This is a genomic window from Undibacterium sp. Ji49W, assembly GCF_049340205.1.
Lineage (GTDB): Bacteria > Pseudomonadota > Gammaproteobacteria > Burkholderiales > Burkholderiaceae_D > Undibacterium.
The window spans coordinates 33,166-49,134 of record NZ_JBMPOW010000023.1 but is presented as its reverse complement, the minus strand read 5'-3'; the positions used below and the strand labels follow the sequence as shown (position 1 = coordinate 49,134).

The window sequence follows — 15,969 nt, the reverse complement described above, 5'->3', positions numbered from 1 at the left end:
AATCTTTGGGTCTATTTGCTGATGCAGGATAGTCAGGACGCAGACAGTCCTGCGCCACGCATAGTGCATGGCGCATGGCCTGTAGAACCGGCAATCATCGACTACCGTCAAGCATCTACCACTGCTTGCTGATACCCAGTTGTATGCTTTGTGCTTCCAGTGCTGCCAGCCCTGGGCTACCCTTGTGGAACAGACGCCAGTTGCCGCGCTGTTCATAGTTTTCCAGTTTCACGTCTACCGTCCAGTCACGTGTCAGTTGCTTGCTCACTTTGATGCCGAAGGTGAGTGCACCAAAGCCTGACAAACGCTGATCAGCAGAGTTGAGCTGGTTGGAAGAAAACACATAACCCGGAGGGAAAGGAGCCCCCAGTTTGGCATCGTAGACCGGATCAAAATAGAAACTGGCCGCACTTTGCGAATACATGCGCAGCGACGGTGTGACAGTCCAGCCTTGCGACAGGGGCTGCACATATTCCGCCGTCAGCGTATGCGCCTTTACGTCATAGCTGTCGCTGTAATAGCGATAACTGAAACGACCGGTGCCGCCGGTGTCCAGAAAGTGATGATTCCAGCGCGCCAGCACGGTAGTCTGGTTGCGTTCTCTGGGGCGGTTATCCAGCGCCTTGTAAGGATCGGAAAAATAACCTTCACCCCGGCTATGACTGAGCGTCAACTGCGCGATATCCTGCGCAGTGATGACCTGCGTCACACCGGCCATAAGGCTGATGGTTTTTTTGGTTTCGTTTTTGACGATCAGGTTGGTGGGATTGATGCGGTCATGGCTGCCACCCAGGCCGGCGGTCCAGGTGGTGTTCTTGTCTTCACTGGAATACGTACCGGTCAACGACAAGGCGCGTGACTCGTAATCATGCTCAGTTGAATAGGCCGTACCCACTGTCAGGCTGGCACGCGGAAAGTAACGGGTAAACGCCACGTCACCCGCCGTGCGCTGGTCATTCATGCGGGAAGCGCCAGAAATCGCGGTATGGTAACGCGGCGATGCGCCGGATACATCATCTGATGTCAGGGTCGCATCCAGCGACCATTCTGAACCCAGCGGGGTAATCAGGGACAGTGAAGGAGAATTGGCGGTAATGCGTTTCAGGCCGGCCTGTTTTTCTTCATAGTTCAGGTATTTGAGACTGAGGCTGGCATGTTCTGGCGGCGTTTCGGCACGCGCTACGCCCACGCCCAGGCCGGGTAACAACATGGCTGCGGTCAGCAATGCAGCACCTATGGCTTGCGATTCAACATTTGCTGATGTAGCTGACGCCGGCGATGTTTCAGATAAAGTCGAAACAGAAAGAGGAGCAGTTATTTTATTCATGTCGGAATTCTCTGATTAGTTGCAACCACAACCACCGCCACCCACACCGGCACCACCGGATGCCGCTTCGCGGCTGGTGTAGATGTGTTCGCTGTAGCGGGACTCGAGTCTGTCACCTTCAAATGTCATTTCCGGTTTTGCTAGCGTACCTTTTTCCCATGGTTGAACAACCTTGATCAGGCTGCATCCGGATGTGGCAAGTACACTGCTGCCGACCAGCAGCAGGCAGGCTGTTTTTTTAAACATGGTGTTCAGGCGTGACTTCATTTGATGGCTCCCAGCGAAGATTTGATTTTTGCTTCCAGTGCGCTTTTGTCAGCTTCCTTGAAGCCCGCATGTTCAAACAGGATTTTTCCATCCGGACCAATCAGAACACTGCTGGGCATGCCTTTGACACCATAGCTGCGTGGCGTGGCTCCGGCGGGGTCAAACGCCACCACAAAGCGGGCCGGTGTGGTGGTCAGGAACTGACGCGCATCTTCGTTTTTCTGATCCAGATTGACGCCGATAATTTGCAAACCCTGGGGACCATATTTGGCTTGCAGTTCATTCATCCATGGGAAAGACTGGCGGCAAGGTCCGCACCACGACGCCCAGAAATCCAGATACACCAGCTTGCCCTGGTACTTCGCCAGGTTGACATTTCCTTCTGCGCCACTCAGATCAAATGCGGGTGCTGCGCTGCCTTTGTCGAGTGCCATTGCCGAGCTCACCAGCATTGTGGCAGCCAGGCCAGATAGCAACTTGCTGATGCGTTTTTTATTCATATGTAACGTAAATTTCATCGTTCAACCTCTTTTCTTTCAAATCAGAAAAGCCGGACCGCGGTCCGGCTTCCATTATTACTTTTGCGTCGCGCCTTGGCGGGCCTGACGTCGGCGCCAAACGATGACTGCCGCAGCCAGCATTACCAGGATGGGCAACATCGGGTCATTACCATCACGGGCGACCGAGCAACCACCGCCACCTTCATTTCTGGGCACATTGCCAGTCACGACAGGCGCTGTGGCAGTCACTGCCGTGGCAGCCAGGGAAATACTCCAGGTCGTGGTGGTGTCAGATGAACTGATGACGACACTACCGTTGTTGGCACCTGCATTTGCCGGTGTATAGCTCACCACCAGTTCACAAGAAGTATTCGCCTGCAGGCTGAACGGGAAGCGTGGGCAGGATGCACTGTCCACCACTGCTGCATACGGCCCGGTGAAGGCAGCATTGGTCAGGGCGATGGCACTGGTACTTGGGTTGCTGAGCGTGAAGCGTTTGACCAGGCTGGCACTGCCTATCGTGGCGGAACCAAAGTCAAAAGATTGTGGATTGATGTTCAGCGTCACTGTCTTGACAGGGATGGCAACGCCAGTACCCGCCAGGCGAACACTCAGTTGCGCACCACCATCAGTCACCACCAGCACATCTGCGGTTTTACTGCCGGCACTGGTCGGTTTGAAGATCGTATCTATGGTGCAACTGGCCGCCGGGCTAACTGTGCCATTGACGGCGCAAGTACCTGCCAGTGAAAAGTCATTGAGCTGGCTGCCGTTCAATACCAGGCTGGTAATCTTCAATGCAGCTGTGCCGGTATTGCTGAGCGTTGTCGTATGCTTGACCGAGCTGACACCTACCTGGGTATCGGTGAACTGCACTGTGCCAGTATCAGACAACACGGGCTTGGCGACTGCCTTGCTGGTTGCCGTGCCGGTGATGGCAACCTGCAATGCTGCGGCGTTCGAAGTCACCGCCAGGCTGGCGCTTGCATCACCTTCCGTTGCCGGAGTGAATACCACAGGTACATTGCAACTGGCCCCCACTGCAAGGCTGCTACCGCAGGTACCGCCCGTACCGATCACAATCGCTGATGAACCGCTGACTTTGACAGCTGACAGTGTCAGCACCACATTACCTGTGTTTGACAGACTGATCTGCTGCGTGACAGGGTTACCACCAACGGTCTGCGCACCAAAGGCAAGCACGCTTGGCGTTGCAATGATGGCAGGAGTGGCAGCAGCGCCGCTACCGGCCAGGCTGACGACAACACTACCGTTCGAAGCATTCGAAGCGATATTCAATGCCGCAGCAAAAGCGCCCGCTGTAGCTGGGGTAGCCTGTACGGTTACCGTACATTGGCCACCGGCAGCAACGGCAGTTTGTGTGCTGCAGCTACCGCCCAGGGCAAAGATGGTGGCGTTCGTGCCAGTCAGTCCGATGGAACTGAAATTCAGGGCTGCCTGACCGCTATTGGTGATCGTGATGGTCTGTGCTGCCGATGCCGCATTCACCAGTACTGAACCAAAGTTAAGGCTGGTGGCAGACACTGCTACACCGGCCTGGGCAGCGGCATTGCCGGTACCACTGAGGCTGACCAGACTGGATCCACCAGTTGCATTGTGGCTGATGCTGATGCTGCTGCTGCGAGTGCCTTGCGCTGTCGGCTTGAAGGTAGCCAGCACAGTACAGGTCGCGGCAGGGGCCAGTGCAGCACCCGCTGCGCAGCTGCCACCAGCCAGGCTGAAGTCTCCGCTATTGCTGCCAGTCAGCGCGATGGCTGTGATGTTCAATGCGGCAGAGCCGGTGTTACTGACTGTGGTGCTGAGTGCCGTGCTGGTCTGACCTATGGTCGTACCATTAAAGCTAAGGCTGGCTGGTGATACGCTTGCAATCGGGCCGGCGGCGACGCTGGGGTTACCAATAAATGCCGCCAGATCGGCGATTTCTGCCTGGCTGAATTTATTGTTATATAAAGTGCCCATGCCGCCCTTGTTCTGGGCCCAGGCGTTGCTGATTTCGGTCGGATTATTCGCGCCTCGCAAAATACCGTTGACGTTATTGGCAGGGCTGGCACCGTGGCAGGCAGTACAACTGGTACCGCCAGAAACCGGGCCATTCAGGTACAGGCTTTTACCATTCAAGGCATCGGCAGCATAGGCCGCCGACATGCCGGTTGCCAGTTCAATGGCGATGCCTGCAGTTAAGGCCGCGCCCAGCACACCTGCCTGTCGCAATAAGCGAGTAAAACGAAAATTCAACTTCATCATAGTTTCCCTTCAATGATTAAAATAGGTCACTGCATGCAAACACCAAGAGCCATTCCATTGAAGACGGCATGCATTAACGCGCACAGCCGCCAGTCACGCGTCCACTGGTACAGCATCGCCAGCAACAGGCCGGGCACAAAAATCGCTGCCACCATCGTCCAGCCCGCTGCCACATGCAGTACGCTGAACACCGTCGCCGATATCACTACCGGTAACCAGGTCGCATTGGCACCGGATTGCCGGAACTGCCCTGTCAGGTACTGCTGCAGACCGGCACGGACCACCAGCTCTTCAAGCACAGGTGCCAGCAACAGCAGCCGCAACAACACGCCCACATCAGGTGCACGCAGTTGATTTCCGCACATCGCATGTTGAACAAAAAAAGGAAAAATTACATTCGCCTGTTCAAGCATTCAATGTCCTGCAATGCTGGTTTAAAAAAATTCGCGCGCCGTTCCGGTGATCTGAAATACGAGTTCACGCATGGTCAGAGCAGTTTCTTTTTTCATGTGTGACGACATAAAAAAAATAGACCTCTCCGTTTGTTTCAAGCGGTTAATGCGCCATTCATTCGAATTGGTTCAAAGAAAAATAAAATATTTTTTTGATGCGTGCTGAAACTGCATTGCGGCATCGTGAAATGACAGTCAGGTGCTCAAGGGAGAATCCGGGCCGGAAGAAAACAGTAGATAAAAAACCATGCGAAATGGGCGGACAAAAACAATATGCGCATATCGATGCGATACAATCGTCTGATAATCTGGCTAAGTGTCGCAGCATGTGAGACCGGCAATTCATCTTGTTATTTTTTACGCAAGCCCCCTCAAAAGCCTGACATCAACATTTTTTTAACCTGCAATGAACCTTTTCCACCTGATCAGGTATTAACGTTTCATCGAGGAGAATGCAGGCATGTTTGAGAATTGGGGATGGCGAGGTAAAACAGACAACAAGCGTCCAACTACCCCGGAAGCACAGGAAGTTCAATTGATCGCCTCGATTGCGAATGCCGATCGCCAGGCGTTTGAGGCTTTGTATCGCCTGTACTTTGGCAGACTGGCTCGTTTTCTTGACAAGATGACACGCGACACGCACCTGATAGAGGAAATAGTCAACGATACGATGCTGGTCGTCTGGCAAAAAGCGTATACCTTTAACCAGACTTCACGGGTCTCGACCTGGATATTTGCGATAGCCTATCGTCAGGCTTTGAAAGCCATACAGACATTTGATGCGGCGGTTGAATCCAATTTTGAGCATCATGCAGCAGAAACCCGCTATGAACCCGAACACCAGATGTCTGCCCAGCAACTGGAAGGTGACCTGAACCGGGCCTTGCGTGCCCTGCCCATGGAGCAGCGCGTGGTCGTCAGCCTCACTTATTATCATGAGATGGGATACAAGGAAATTGCTGAAACCATGGAATGCCCGGTCAATACCGTCAAAACCCGGATGTTCCACGCAAGACAGCGTTTGAGATTCATGCTTTCCGACAGCATGGAGGAAATATTATGAACATGAAAACAAGCCAGCCCTATCTGTCTGACGAGGCAATGCATGCCATCGTCCAGGACTTGCTGCCCTGGTATGTTGTCAATACCCTGCAGCCAGACGAAAAACAGCTGGTACAAAAACATTTACAAACATGCACGACGTGCAAGGATGATCTGCAATGGCAAATTAAGCTGCAAGCCCAGGAACCGGCGGCCAACACGGCACCCAACCCTGAGCGCGCCCTCGCCCGCTTATTGCCCAAGCTCGATACACAGAATAAACCAGTGCAGCCAGCCGGGGTTAAAGAAAAAAATAGCTTGCTGGAGCACTTGCGAACCCTGTTGCCGGCAAGTGGTACCCGATCCATGGGCTGGATCATGGCAGCACAGACAGCGATCATTGTGGGGCTGGTGGTACATCTGGCCCTGCCCACGCAGGACAATAGCAGTTATCATGTACTGGGCAGCGGCGAACGCTCGTCCGGCAATATTGTCGTCGTCTTCAAACCGGAAACCACAGTCAAAGATATACAGCGCATCATGTCATTGAACGACGCCCGCATCATCGATGGCCCAACGGTCACCAATGCCTATCTGCTCAACGTCCCTGACGACAGGTTGACGCAAAGCGTGGACGAGTTGCGCTCTGAAGCGGTGATTGAACTGGTAGAATCCCTGCAAGCCGGAGGTGCCAAATGAGTATGCGCGGCAAACCTCACGGGACCAGGCTATGGCTCAGATTCGGACTCAGGTTGTTGCTTTGTACCTTGCTGGCACTGACAGCAGGATTAAACATATCAACAGCCAGCGCCCGCAGCGACAATGAAGCAGAAGCTGTCACGCAGAAAGAGCCGGAAGCCAAACGCCGGCTACTGGTCATGTTGCATCTGCCAACACCACATTTCCGGCCAGATGTCAGCTATAGCGGCGGTTACGCCAATGATGTCAGTCGCACGGCGCGCCGCCGCATCGCTGCAGAACTGGCAACCGCGCATGGCTTGAAACTGCTGGAAGACTGGCCCATGCCCGTCTTGAATGTCGATTGCTTTGTGATGGAAGAAACCGAGACCACGTCTGAAGCGCAGATGATGGAAACACTGAGCAAGGATGCCCGCGTCGCCTGGGTGCAGACCATCAACACCTTTGACGCGCAAGCCAAGAATGATCCCTTGTTCCCCGTGCAGCCAGTCAACAAATACTGGCAACTGGATGACGTACGCAAAATTGCTACTGGTCGCAATGTGGTCGTGGCCGTCATCGACAGTGGGGTAGAAATCAAACACCCTGACCTGGCCGGACAAATCACGCTGAACCAGAATTTCATCGACGGCAACCCTTACGTAGGCGAAACCCATGGCACCGGTGTTGCCGGCGTGATCGCTGCACGCGCCGGGAATGGCATAGGCATAGAAGGCATCGCCCCCGATACCCATGTCATGGCCCTGAGAGCCTGCTGGCAAGAACCTGAAAATAAAACCAGGTGCAATAGTTTTACTCTGGGCAAGGCATTGAATTTTGCCCTGACGCAAGGTGTGCAGGTGATTAACATGAGCCTGTCCGGCCCGCCAGACCGCCTGCTGCAGCAACTGCTGGATGCAGCCATTTCCCGCAACATCAAGATTGTGGGTGCGATGGACCCAAAGCGTGCTGATGGCGGTTTCCCGGCATCGCACCCCGGCGTGTTTGCGGTGGCAGACAGCAAGACCACACAACTGGCGAATGACATCCTGGTAGCGCCGGGGCGCGATATACCAACGACTGCACCGGGGGCACGCTGGAATTTTGTGTCAGGCTCATCCTATTCGGCGGCGCATATTTCGGGGATGATGGCATTGCTCAGCGAGCTGAAACCATCGGCCAGCCTGGCGCAGGTACGTGCGGATCTGGTGGTCAATCCGGTCAACCAGAGCGATGCCAATATCAGCGGCCAGGTCAATCTGTGTGCCACTCTGCACAGGGTTACGCATAAATGTGCGTGTTCATGTCAACTGGCCACCTCTGCTGCCAGTGTGCTGCCATCCACAACCCTGGCCACCCATCCATAAGTGATGCAAATAAGTGATGCAAGATTGATGGCCATTCATAAAGGTGCGGTATTGCTTAAATTTTGTGCGATTTTCATCCTTACCCTGTTTGCTTTTGAAGGCAAGGCCCACGCACAGGTTAGCGGCAGTATCACGCTGGTATCAGATTATTTTTATCGCGGTATCTCGCTCAGTGACGGCCAGGCAGTTCCGCAGTTAAACCTGGTCTACGACAATCCCGATGGCTGGTATGCCGGTGCCTTCGGCTCAAAAGTACGGGTCAACAGCAAGAACAGTGATGGCGAACAGATCTTGCTGTATTCCGGTTTTTCACGCCGCCTGAATTCGGGCGTGGTATGGGAAGCGGGTGCCACAGGCTCATTGTTCCCCAAAGCTACGGACCTCAATTATGGGGAAATCTTCACCGGCATCATGGTAGATAATCTCAGCGCACGCATCTACTATTCCCCCAATTACATAGGTTTGGACGCAAAAACCCTGTACCTGGAAGCGAATGCAGATTATGCGCTGCATGAACGCATAGACCTGTTTTCGCACATAGGCTGGCTGACGTATCCGGATGCAAAACCAGGCCAAGTCATCAATAACCGCTTCGATGCGCGCGTCGGCCTGGGTGTCAATTTCGCCGCATGGAAACTGCAACTGGCCTATGGCATCAGCAGGCAAAGGCGTAGTTACAACACAGGTAAATACCAAAGCCCTGTACGCGACAGCCTGGTGTTCGGCGCCAGTTACCTGTTCTGATTTCCTTGCCTGGGCCACCGACCATACGGCATGTGTAAGTCTGTGTAAATGCACGCAATACAAGCAAAAATCAGCCCAAAGCTGCGCAAATCTTCAGCAGCACAGGGTATAATCCCGCCCTTATGGCTTTCCAACCCTTTATTTCCAAACCCAATCCTCACGCCATCGCGCTGGCGACGGTGTTGTATGGCTTGCTGTATTTCGTATTTATTACGGCGCTGAAGATATCGATGAGTCCGGCCGCAGATGCCGGTACAGATACAGGTTTGTGGAGTAACCCGATTTTCATGACCATTTTTGGTTACATGCAATACCTGTTGCCTGGCCTGGTGGTCGGTTATCTGGCGCGACGTTCACCCATGATGCATGGTTATTTGCTGGGTATCGCCACCACTGCGCTGGTATACACCTATGCCAGTGTCGCCTATAGCGATACACCAGATTCCCTGCCCACCACCTACACCGTGTTATATACCTGCTTCGTGGCGGGGGTATGGTGTTCGCTGGGAGCGATTATTGCTGATCACTTCAGTTCACGTAATCAATAGCTTTTCGTACTCTACTTACTTCCAGGATGGTGGGCGTTTTTCCAGAAAAGCCTTTACGCCTTCCTGCGCAGTGTCATCCATCATATTGCAGGCCATGGTTTGACCGGCCAGTTGATAAGCCGCCTCCATCCCCATTTCAAGCTGCTTGTAGAATAATTGCTTACCCATACGTATTGCCAGCGCGGGTTTGGCGATGATGCTGGCTGCCAGTCCGGCAACGCAGGCATCCAACTGTTCAGGGCTGACCACATGATTGATGAGGCCACGCTGCCATGCCGTCTGCGCATCGATAAAATCACCGGTCAACAACATTTCCATCGCCTGTTTACGTGAAACATTGCGTGACAAAGCAACCGCAGGGGTAGAACAAAACAAACCCACATTCACCCCAGACACTGCAAAGCTGGCATTGTCACTGGCCACGGCTAGGTCACACATGCCCACCAGTTGACAACCGGCAGCAGTTGCCAGGCCCTGCACGCGGGCGATAACCGGCTGCGGCAATTTCTGGATAGTCAGCATCAGTTTGCTGCATTGCTGGAACAGGGCTTTGTAATACTCTTCCGACGGTTGGGCACGCATTTGCTTCAGATCATGCCCGGCACAAAATGCCTTGCCGGTGGCAGCCAATACCACCACGCGCACGGTTTCATCAATTGCAATGGCCTTGAATTCAGCCAGCAAAGCGGCCAGCATTTCTTCTGACAGGGGATTGAAACGCTCGCCACGGTTCAAGGTCAGGGTAGTGACGCCACCCGCATCATTGCGCAATACCCAGGGCGTGTCCGCTGCAAGGTTCATTCTGCGTCTTCCGGCTCTGGCTCCATGCCTGTCTGCACGCTCTTGCCCTGACCTAGCAAGACAGGCGGCACATAGGTCGCCAGCAAATGCTCACGACTTGCCGGGGTTTCCAGGCTGATGCGACCAAGAGCACCGCTGCGGTAATCCAGCAACAGGGTATGCGAGGCCTTTTCATAATCCCAGTCGCCGCCTTTGAGTTTATAGCCGCGTTTTTTTGCTACGCCTTCAATCACAGAGACAGCATCAATGCCTTCGACTGAAAAGCCATAGCGCTCAGTGATGAATTTCGGGTAATGAATCAGCAACTGCTCAGCCAGGAAAGTGGCGATTTCTTCTTCGATCAGCGCATTCACACCCACTGCATGGCTGGCAGCCAGCATCAGGCCATCCGTAGGATGTTCTATCTTGGGCCACAGCATGCCGGGGGTGTCGGTCAAAATCATGTTCTTGCCCAGATACAGGCGCTGCTGGGTCTTGGTCACGGCCGGCTCATCACCGACATTGGCAACACGCTTTTTCAACAAGGCATTCATCAATGTCGATTTACCGACATTGGGTATGCCCATGATCATCATGCGCAAGGGCTTGGTCGGCACACCGCGATGCGGGGCCTGCTGTAAAGCCAGGCCAGGCACTTTTGCAACATCAGATGGTTTTTTGCAGCTCAGGGCGACGGCAAACACACCTTTCTGGGCATTATAAAAATCCAGCCAGGCTTTGGTGGCATTCGGGTCAGCCAGATCGGCCTTGTTCAAAATCTTCAGGCAGGGGCGCTGGCGAAAATTGCGCAGCGACTCGACCATGGGGTTACAAGAGGCTTGCGGAATGCGGGCGTCCAGCACTTCTATCACCAGATCGGTATTTTCCATGGTTTCCGCCGCCTTCTTGCGGGCGGCGTTCATGTGGCCGGGGAACCATTGTATAGACATGCTTATTCTTCTTTTTAGCAAAAACAAAGCGATATTGTACGGAAGTCTGCCCTGCTTGCGCCGGAAGTTTCTCTACTTCTGCTGCTGCAATCACAAAACCATGGGGGTATAGCAATATTTACTTCATTTTCCTTATAAGAAATCAGGTAAATTAAATATACATACCCCAGTATGTTTACCATGAAGAAGTCGCCGAATTGAGCAATACTGTTGAAGAATGCACGACAATCAGGGTATTTCGGTGGCATTTTAAACAATTTCTGCAATTTTCATGGCGCGTCGCTGGCTATGATCAAGATGACAAATACGCAAACCAGGCTGGCGATTTCATGCACATTGTTCAACAAATTTTATTGATAGGTCGGATGACCATTCCAGGCATTGCAGCTTTGCTGCTGTCAGCAAGCCTGAACATGGCATGGGCGGCAAATCCGGATGTGTCTGGAGATGACCCTGTCTGCGCGGATTTTTTACAACAAATAGCCAAAAAACCTGCCTCACTGGAATTCATGTCTTGCGAACCCACGATGCAGGCGCAAATCCATGTCTTGCGGGTCAGTTACCGTGTTGCCGGGTCAAAGGCTGCCAAAGTGGAAGCCTATTTGGTCAGGCAGGCACACATGGGAAGGATGAAACGGTTTTGCTGTATCTGGGAAACCCACCCCAGCGGGCACTTCGCCAGCGGCCATGAATTTGATTACGACATCAGCATGGCTTCGGAAGAAACCCTGGTCAGCCGCCGGGCGGACTGGCCAAAAATCAAATGGTTTTATGTGATTGTCGAACTGCCGCTGGAATCCCCTTAGGGCTTGGGCATCAGCTTCTGTTCAGCGTTTTTCTCATCCAGTTTTTTGACACCTGCAGCCAGATAATCGGTCAATTCATTCGGTACCGTCAGCGATAACTGGTAATGCATGATTTCCAGTCCCTGTGCAGTCTGCTGGATGACGCCGGTTGCCTGACAGATGCCCATCTGGGTATGTAACTGTTCATCAAACCAGATCCAGCGGCGGTCTTCTGAAAAACTGATATGCCGGTTAAAAGATTTGAAAGCCCAGGCTGAAGGGCGTTCGAAAAAGCGTTTGGCCCAGGCCTTGAATTCATCCCGCGTCCAGCGTTCGGTCTTGTCGGTGCCTATGTACACGCCGTCTTTTGCCATCTTGTCGAAATAACTGAGGCGTGCATGGGCGGCATCGTCATGCCATTCATCGATAAAGCGGGCGACTTTTTCGTTCAGCAGGGCACGTTCATCAACGACCTGCGCCGATGCGCATGTACAGGCCACTGCAAGGCCAAGTGCCAGGCTAAATTTCAAAAACGGCACTGCAAAGAATCTTTTCATCAGTTGGCTCACTGTTTTTCAAGATACTGCGTTCAGAAAATCTTCTTTTATAATGCGATAGATCAGACTCGCTTCCTGGCCAGGCACGTCATCCACGGTGCTGCACAATTGCATGCCCATGCGTTCCAGCGCGCGGCGTGACGGGCTGTTGGCGGGGCGCACCAAGCCATACACTGCCGCTTCGTCCAGTGTTTCAAACGCCACTTGCAGGGCAGCTTGTGCCATTTCACTGGCATAGCCATTGCCCCAGGCGTGGGTAGCAAAGCGGAAATACATGTTCAGGCCAGTAAAATCGCCAATCTGCTTGCGCATGATGCCACCAAAGCCCAATACCTGGCTGTCATCATCACCCGCGCAGACTGTCCAGTAGCCAAAATGCTGTCGCTCCCAAAAGCTAACCCAGTCATCCACCACGGCCACGGTTGCTTCACGCGAGCGTGCGCCACCTGGGTTATGCAGATTGGTTGCGGGGTCGCCGTGGATAAGGGCAGCGCTATCGATATCCGAGCGTTCCAGTTTTCTGAGCAGCAGGCGTTCGGTCCTGATACTGTGCAATTGCGCAAACGGATACCTCATCAATCGAGATCTGCCAATACTTTGAGATGAGCGACCACGCTCCTGCCCAGGGCCGACAGGTTGTACCCGCCTTCCAGACAACTGACGATGCGCTTATTGGAAAATTCTTTGGCGATGCCCATGATTTCCCGCGTAATCCAGGCATAGTCGGCTTCCACCAGGCCCAGCTGGCCCATATCGTCTTCACGATGGGCGTCGAAACCGGCAGAGATAAAAATCATTTCCGGCTCAAATTCCCGCAGGGCAGGCAACCATTGCTCGGTGACCAGTTGCCTTACCACGTCGCCATAGCTATGCGCCGGTACCGGCACATTCACCATATTGGTGGCTGGATGATCGGTGCCGGTATACGGATAGAACGGATGCTGAAAAAAACTGACCATCAATACCCGGTCGTCATTGCGAAAAGCTTCTTCGGTGCCATTACCATGATGCACATCAAAATCAACAATGGCGACACGCCTGAGTCCACGTGCCTCAAGTGCATGTTTGGCCGCCACGGCAACATTATTGAACATGCAAAAGCCCATGGCTTCACCTGGTGTGGCGTGGTGGCCGGGTGGCCGTATCGAGCAAAAGGCGTTTTCAACCTCACCATCCAGCACGGCATCAGTGGCGGCCACGGCTGCCCCTGCTGCCCGTAGCGAGGCACGCCAGGTATAGGCATTCAGGCAGGTATCGGCATCAAGTGGAAAGTGCTCATACTCTGATTGTTCGGACGGGCAATTCTCGCGTATGCGGTAAATCGCATCTTCCGTATGCACCCTTGCGAGGTCAGCCTCACTGGCCTGAGGCGCATCGCGATGATCAAGAAAGTCACTGATACGACTGGCGATCAACTGATCATCTATGGCTTGCAGGCGTTCTGGTGATTCGGGATGCCAGGAGCCCATTTCATGGCGTTTGCAATCAGCATGGGTGTAATACGCAGTAGTCATGTCTCTGTATGTCTCTATGCCAGGCATTGGGGAAAGCTGCCCTGAAACCCACGGTGGGCCAGGAGAATTTTACCTTTAACCTGTTTATCGTATCTGTCTTGGCATCAGTTTCACCCTATTTCACCGATTTTGCAAACCCGTGTACTTAAAACTTTTCACCCCAGGCAACAGTTTGCGACAATTCCGTTTACACTGTCTGACGTAGACAAAAGCAATCCGCCAGTGCATGACGGCCCGGATTCTTATCCGGCCAGCGCGTTTATTTGAGGAAAAAAATGTTTTCCAAAGTACATAAAGTAGCAAAGCAGGTCAATGGCATCATCATTGGCAAAGAGCAGCAAATCCGCCAGGCCCTGGTCTGTCTGCTGGCCGGCGGCCATTTGCTGATCGAGGATTTGCCGGGTGTCGGCAAAACCACACTGGCCCATGCGCTGGCTATTTCCCTGGGTCTGAAGTTCAACCGCCTGCAATTTACCAGTGACCTGTTACCGGCAGATGTCATCGGCATTTCGATTTTTGACCGGGAAAAATCACAGTTCGTATTCCACCCCGGCCCCGTGTTTACCCAGGTATTGCTGGCCGATGAAATCAATCGCGCCACCCCGAAGACCCAGTCTTCCCTGCTGGAGGCCATGGAAGAGCGTCAGGTATCCACTGAAGGCCAGACCCGCATGCTGCCACAGCCATTTTTTGTCATTGCAACGCAAAACCCGGCACATCAGGTTGGTACTTTTGCCTTGCCTGAATCGCAACTGGACCGTTTCCTGATGTGCCTGTCACTGGGCTACCCGGATGCGGCGGCAGAGCGCGCCCTGTTGCTGGGCGAAGACAGGCGCAGTTTGCTGGCCAGCCTGCCAGCCGTCATGCAGGCAGAAGAATTAATGGAAGCGCAACAACTGTTGAGGCAAATCCATACCTCGGCCCCGCTGATCGATTATGTACAGGCTCTGGCACATGCTACCCGTCAGGGTGACCTGTTTGCCGAGGGCATGAGCCCGCGTGCCTCTATCGCCCTGTTGCAGGCTGCCCGTGCCTGGGCCGCACTTGAAGGGCGTGACCATGTCTTGCCGGAAGATGTGCAGGCCGTGCTGATACCGGTGATTGCCCATCGCCTGCGCCCACTGAAATCCACCACAGGAAAAGTCAGTGCCAGCAGTGAATTACTGGCGCAGCTGATGAAGCGTGTCAGCGTCTGATGGCAGTATCATCCTTTTCAGCCCCAAGGCCATGCTGACCGCCATCAAGAAAAAGCTGCGCAAAATCATTTTTCTGGAAAACAAGCCGGAAAGCGGTGAAGTCTTCCTCAAGCAGCGGCGTGTTTTTACATTGCCCAGCAAGGCGGGCTGGTTCTTTGTAGTGCTGTTGCTGATCTTGTTTGTAACGGCCACCAATTACAGTCTGAACCTGGGCTTTGCCCTGACTTTCGTACTGGGCGGCGTCGCCATGGTGAATGCCTTCTTCGGTTTTCGTAACCTGGCTTACCTGCATTTGCTGGCAGGCCCCAGCAAATCGGTGTTTGCCGGTGAAGAAACCGAATATACGGTGTTTCTGATCAATCGCAAACCGACCCAGCGGTATGCGATCTGGGTCGGTTTTGCTGGCCACCCCGACAAGGCGGTAGATATTTCACCGAACAGTCAGACAGCGATACAACTGAGCTGCCCAACCCAGACACGCGGCCTGCAGGCCATTCCCAGAGTACGTTTGCAGACCTGGTTCCCGCTGGGTTTGTTGCGCGCCTGGAGTACCTGGCTGCCAGATGCCCAGGCCATCGTCTATCCACAACCGGAACTGAATCCACCACCACTGCCGGTTTCCGGCAAGGCCAAAAACGAGGTGCAGGGGCATGCCGGTGAAGAAGATTTTTCCGGGGTACGCGCCTATCAGCCTGGTGACCCGATGAAACACCTGGCCTGGAAGCACATCGCCAGGGTCGATACCGCACTGGGCGGGCAACTGGTGACAAAACAATTTTCCGGCGGCTCGGGCAGTGATGTCACCATCGATTTTTCTGCCCTGCCCAACCACATGGATACCGAATTGAAACTGTCACGCATGACCAGTTGGGTGCTGGAGGCCGATCAGCATGGTCTGACATTTGGATTCCGTCTGGGCCAGACTGACCTGTCCCCGGCACAGGGGCCGGAACACTGCGAAACCTGTCTGCGCGCGCTGGCGCTTTATGACTTATGAA

The 15,969-nt window shown here is 53.7% G+C and carries 18 protein-coding genes; 8 read left to right on the top strand and 10 right to left on the bottom strand.

Annotation, left to right across the window (positions count from 1 at the left end):
• Positions 1-115 precede the first annotated feature (115 nt).
• Genes ACO0LK_RS23485 through mrtJ form a run of 5 tightly spaced genes read right to left on the bottom strand, consistent with a single transcriptional unit; the run spans position 116 to position 4,772 of the window.
• Entirely contained in the window at positions 116-1,327 is a 1,212-nt protein-coding gene (locus tag ACO0LK_RS23485; RefSeq protein ID WP_186947436.1) for a DUF3570 domain-containing protein, read from the bottom strand.
• Positions 1,328-1,342: 15 nt separating this feature from the next.
• On the bottom strand, positions 1,343-1,573 hold the full coding sequence (locus ACO0LK_RS23480) for a DUF4266 domain-containing protein (RefSeq protein WP_422979392.1): 231 nt from the start codon (positions 1,571-1,573) through the stop codon (positions 1,343-1,345).
• Positions 1,574-1,590: 17 nt separating this feature from the next.
• Positions 1,591-2,112, bottom strand: a complete 522-nt coding sequence (locus ACO0LK_RS23475) for a TlpA family protein disulfide reductase (protein WP_422979390.1) — start codon at positions 2,110-2,112, stop codon at positions 1,591-1,593.
• A gap of 57 nt (positions 2,113-2,169) precedes the next feature.
• A complete protein-coding gene (locus ACO0LK_RS23470; RefSeq protein ID WP_422979388.1) occupies positions 2,170-4,356 on the bottom strand; it encodes a choice-of-anchor D domain-containing protein in 2,187 nt (728 codons plus the stop codon).
• Positions 4,357-4,385: 29 nt separating this feature from the next.
• Positions 4,386-4,772, bottom strand: a complete 387-nt coding sequence (gene mrtJ / locus ACO0LK_RS23465; RefSeq protein WP_422979386.1) for a JDVT-CTERM system glutamic-type intramembrane protease MrtJ — start codon at positions 4,770-4,772, stop codon at positions 4,386-4,388.
• A gap of 499 nt (positions 4,773-5,271) precedes the next feature.
• On the opposite strand from mrtJ, the gene ACO0LK_RS23460 reads away from it, so the two are divergent.
• The 5 genes from ACO0LK_RS23460 (at position 5,272) to ACO0LK_RS23440 (ending at position 9,189) form a co-directional block, all read left to right on the top strand.
• Entirely contained in the window at positions 5,272-5,874 is a 603-nt protein-coding gene (locus ACO0LK_RS23460; RefSeq protein WP_422979384.1) for an RNA polymerase sigma factor, read from the top strand.
• Positions 5,871-6,551 (top strand): zf-HC2 domain-containing protein, encoded by a 681-nt coding sequence (locus ACO0LK_RS23455; protein WP_422979382.1) that lies wholly within the window; start codon positions 5,871-5,873, stop codon positions 6,549-6,551. Before ACO0LK_RS23460 ends, ACO0LK_RS23455 begins: the two co-directional genes overlap by 4 nt.
• The gene (locus tag ACO0LK_RS23450) at positions 6,548-7,897 is read left to right on the top strand and encodes a S8 family peptidase (RefSeq protein WP_422979380.1); all 1,350 of its coding nucleotides are present in this window, start codon (positions 6,548-6,550) and stop codon (positions 7,895-7,897) included. Before ACO0LK_RS23455 ends, ACO0LK_RS23450 begins: the two co-directional genes overlap by 4 nt.
• A 27-nt stretch (positions 7,898-7,924) precedes the next feature.
• Positions 7,925-8,641 (top strand): TorF family putative porin, encoded by a 717-nt coding sequence (locus ACO0LK_RS23445; protein ID WP_422979378.1) that lies wholly within the window; start codon positions 7,925-7,927, stop codon positions 8,639-8,641.
• 122 nt (positions 8,642-8,763) lie between these two features.
• Positions 8,764-9,189, top strand: a complete 426-nt coding sequence (locus ACO0LK_RS23440) for a hypothetical protein (RefSeq protein ID WP_422979376.1) — start codon at positions 8,764-8,766, stop codon at positions 9,187-9,189.
• Positions 9,190-9,204: 15 nt separating this feature from the next.
• Here ACO0LK_RS23440 and ACO0LK_RS23435 read toward each other — a convergent pair whose 3' ends face one another.
• Both ACO0LK_RS23435 and ylqF read right to left on the bottom strand, forming a co-directional pair.
• Positions 9,205-9,990, bottom strand: coding sequence for an enoyl-CoA hydratase (locus ACO0LK_RS23435; RefSeq protein WP_422979374.1), 786 nt, complete (start codon positions 9,988-9,990; stop codon positions 9,205-9,207).
• Positions 9,987-10,919 carry a ribosome biogenesis GTPase YlqF gene (gene ylqF, locus ACO0LK_RS23430; RefSeq protein ID WP_186947428.1) on the bottom strand — a complete coding sequence of 311 codons (933 nt, stop codon included), beginning with the start codon at positions 10,917-10,919 and terminating at the stop codon, positions 9,987-9,989. Before ylqF ends, ACO0LK_RS23435 begins: the two co-directional genes overlap by 4 nt.
• Positions 10,920-11,248: 329 nt before the next feature.
• Here ylqF and ACO0LK_RS23425 point away from each other — a divergent pair, with 329 nt between their 5' ends.
• Entirely contained in the window at positions 11,249-11,725 is a 477-nt protein-coding gene (locus ACO0LK_RS23425; RefSeq protein ID WP_422979372.1) for a DUF4952 domain-containing protein, read from the top strand.
• On the opposite strand, the gene ACO0LK_RS23420 is transcribed toward ACO0LK_RS23425, so the two are convergent.
• Genes ACO0LK_RS23420 through ACO0LK_RS23410 form a run of 3 tightly spaced genes read right to left on the bottom strand, consistent with a single transcriptional unit; the run spans position 11,722 to position 13,775 of the window.
• On the bottom strand, positions 11,722-12,261 hold the full coding sequence (locus tag ACO0LK_RS23420) for a nuclear transport factor 2 family protein (protein ID WP_422979370.1): 540 nt from the start codon (positions 12,259-12,261) through the stop codon (positions 11,722-11,724). The genes ACO0LK_RS23425 and ACO0LK_RS23420 overlap by 4 nt on opposite strands.
• 18 nt (positions 12,262-12,279) lie before the next feature.
• Positions 12,280-12,837: a GNAT family N-acetyltransferase gene (locus ACO0LK_RS23415; RefSeq protein ID WP_422979368.1), complete on the bottom strand. Its 558-nt coding sequence runs from the start codon at positions 12,835-12,837 to the stop codon at positions 12,280-12,282.
• A complete protein-coding gene (locus ACO0LK_RS23410; RefSeq protein WP_422979366.1) occupies positions 12,837-13,775 on the bottom strand; it encodes a histone deacetylase family protein in 939 nt (312 codons plus the stop codon). The genes ACO0LK_RS23415 and ACO0LK_RS23410 overlap by 1 nt, the downstream gene beginning before the upstream one ends.
• A 275-nt stretch (positions 13,776-14,050) precedes the next feature.
• Between ACO0LK_RS23410 and ACO0LK_RS23405 the strand changes: the two genes are divergently transcribed.
• Together ACO0LK_RS23405 and ACO0LK_RS23400 are read left to right on the top strand one after the other, a co-directional pair.
• On the top strand, positions 14,051-14,971 hold the full coding sequence (locus ACO0LK_RS23405) for an AAA family ATPase (RefSeq protein WP_422979364.1): 921 nt from the start codon (positions 14,051-14,053) through the stop codon (positions 14,969-14,971).
• Positions 14,958-15,968: a DUF58 domain-containing protein gene (locus ACO0LK_RS23400; protein ID WP_422979362.1), complete on the top strand. Its 1,011-nt coding sequence runs from the start codon at positions 14,958-14,960 to the stop codon at positions 15,966-15,968. The genes ACO0LK_RS23405 and ACO0LK_RS23400 overlap by 14 nt, the downstream gene beginning before the upstream one ends.
• Position 15,969 lies beyond the last annotated feature (1 nt).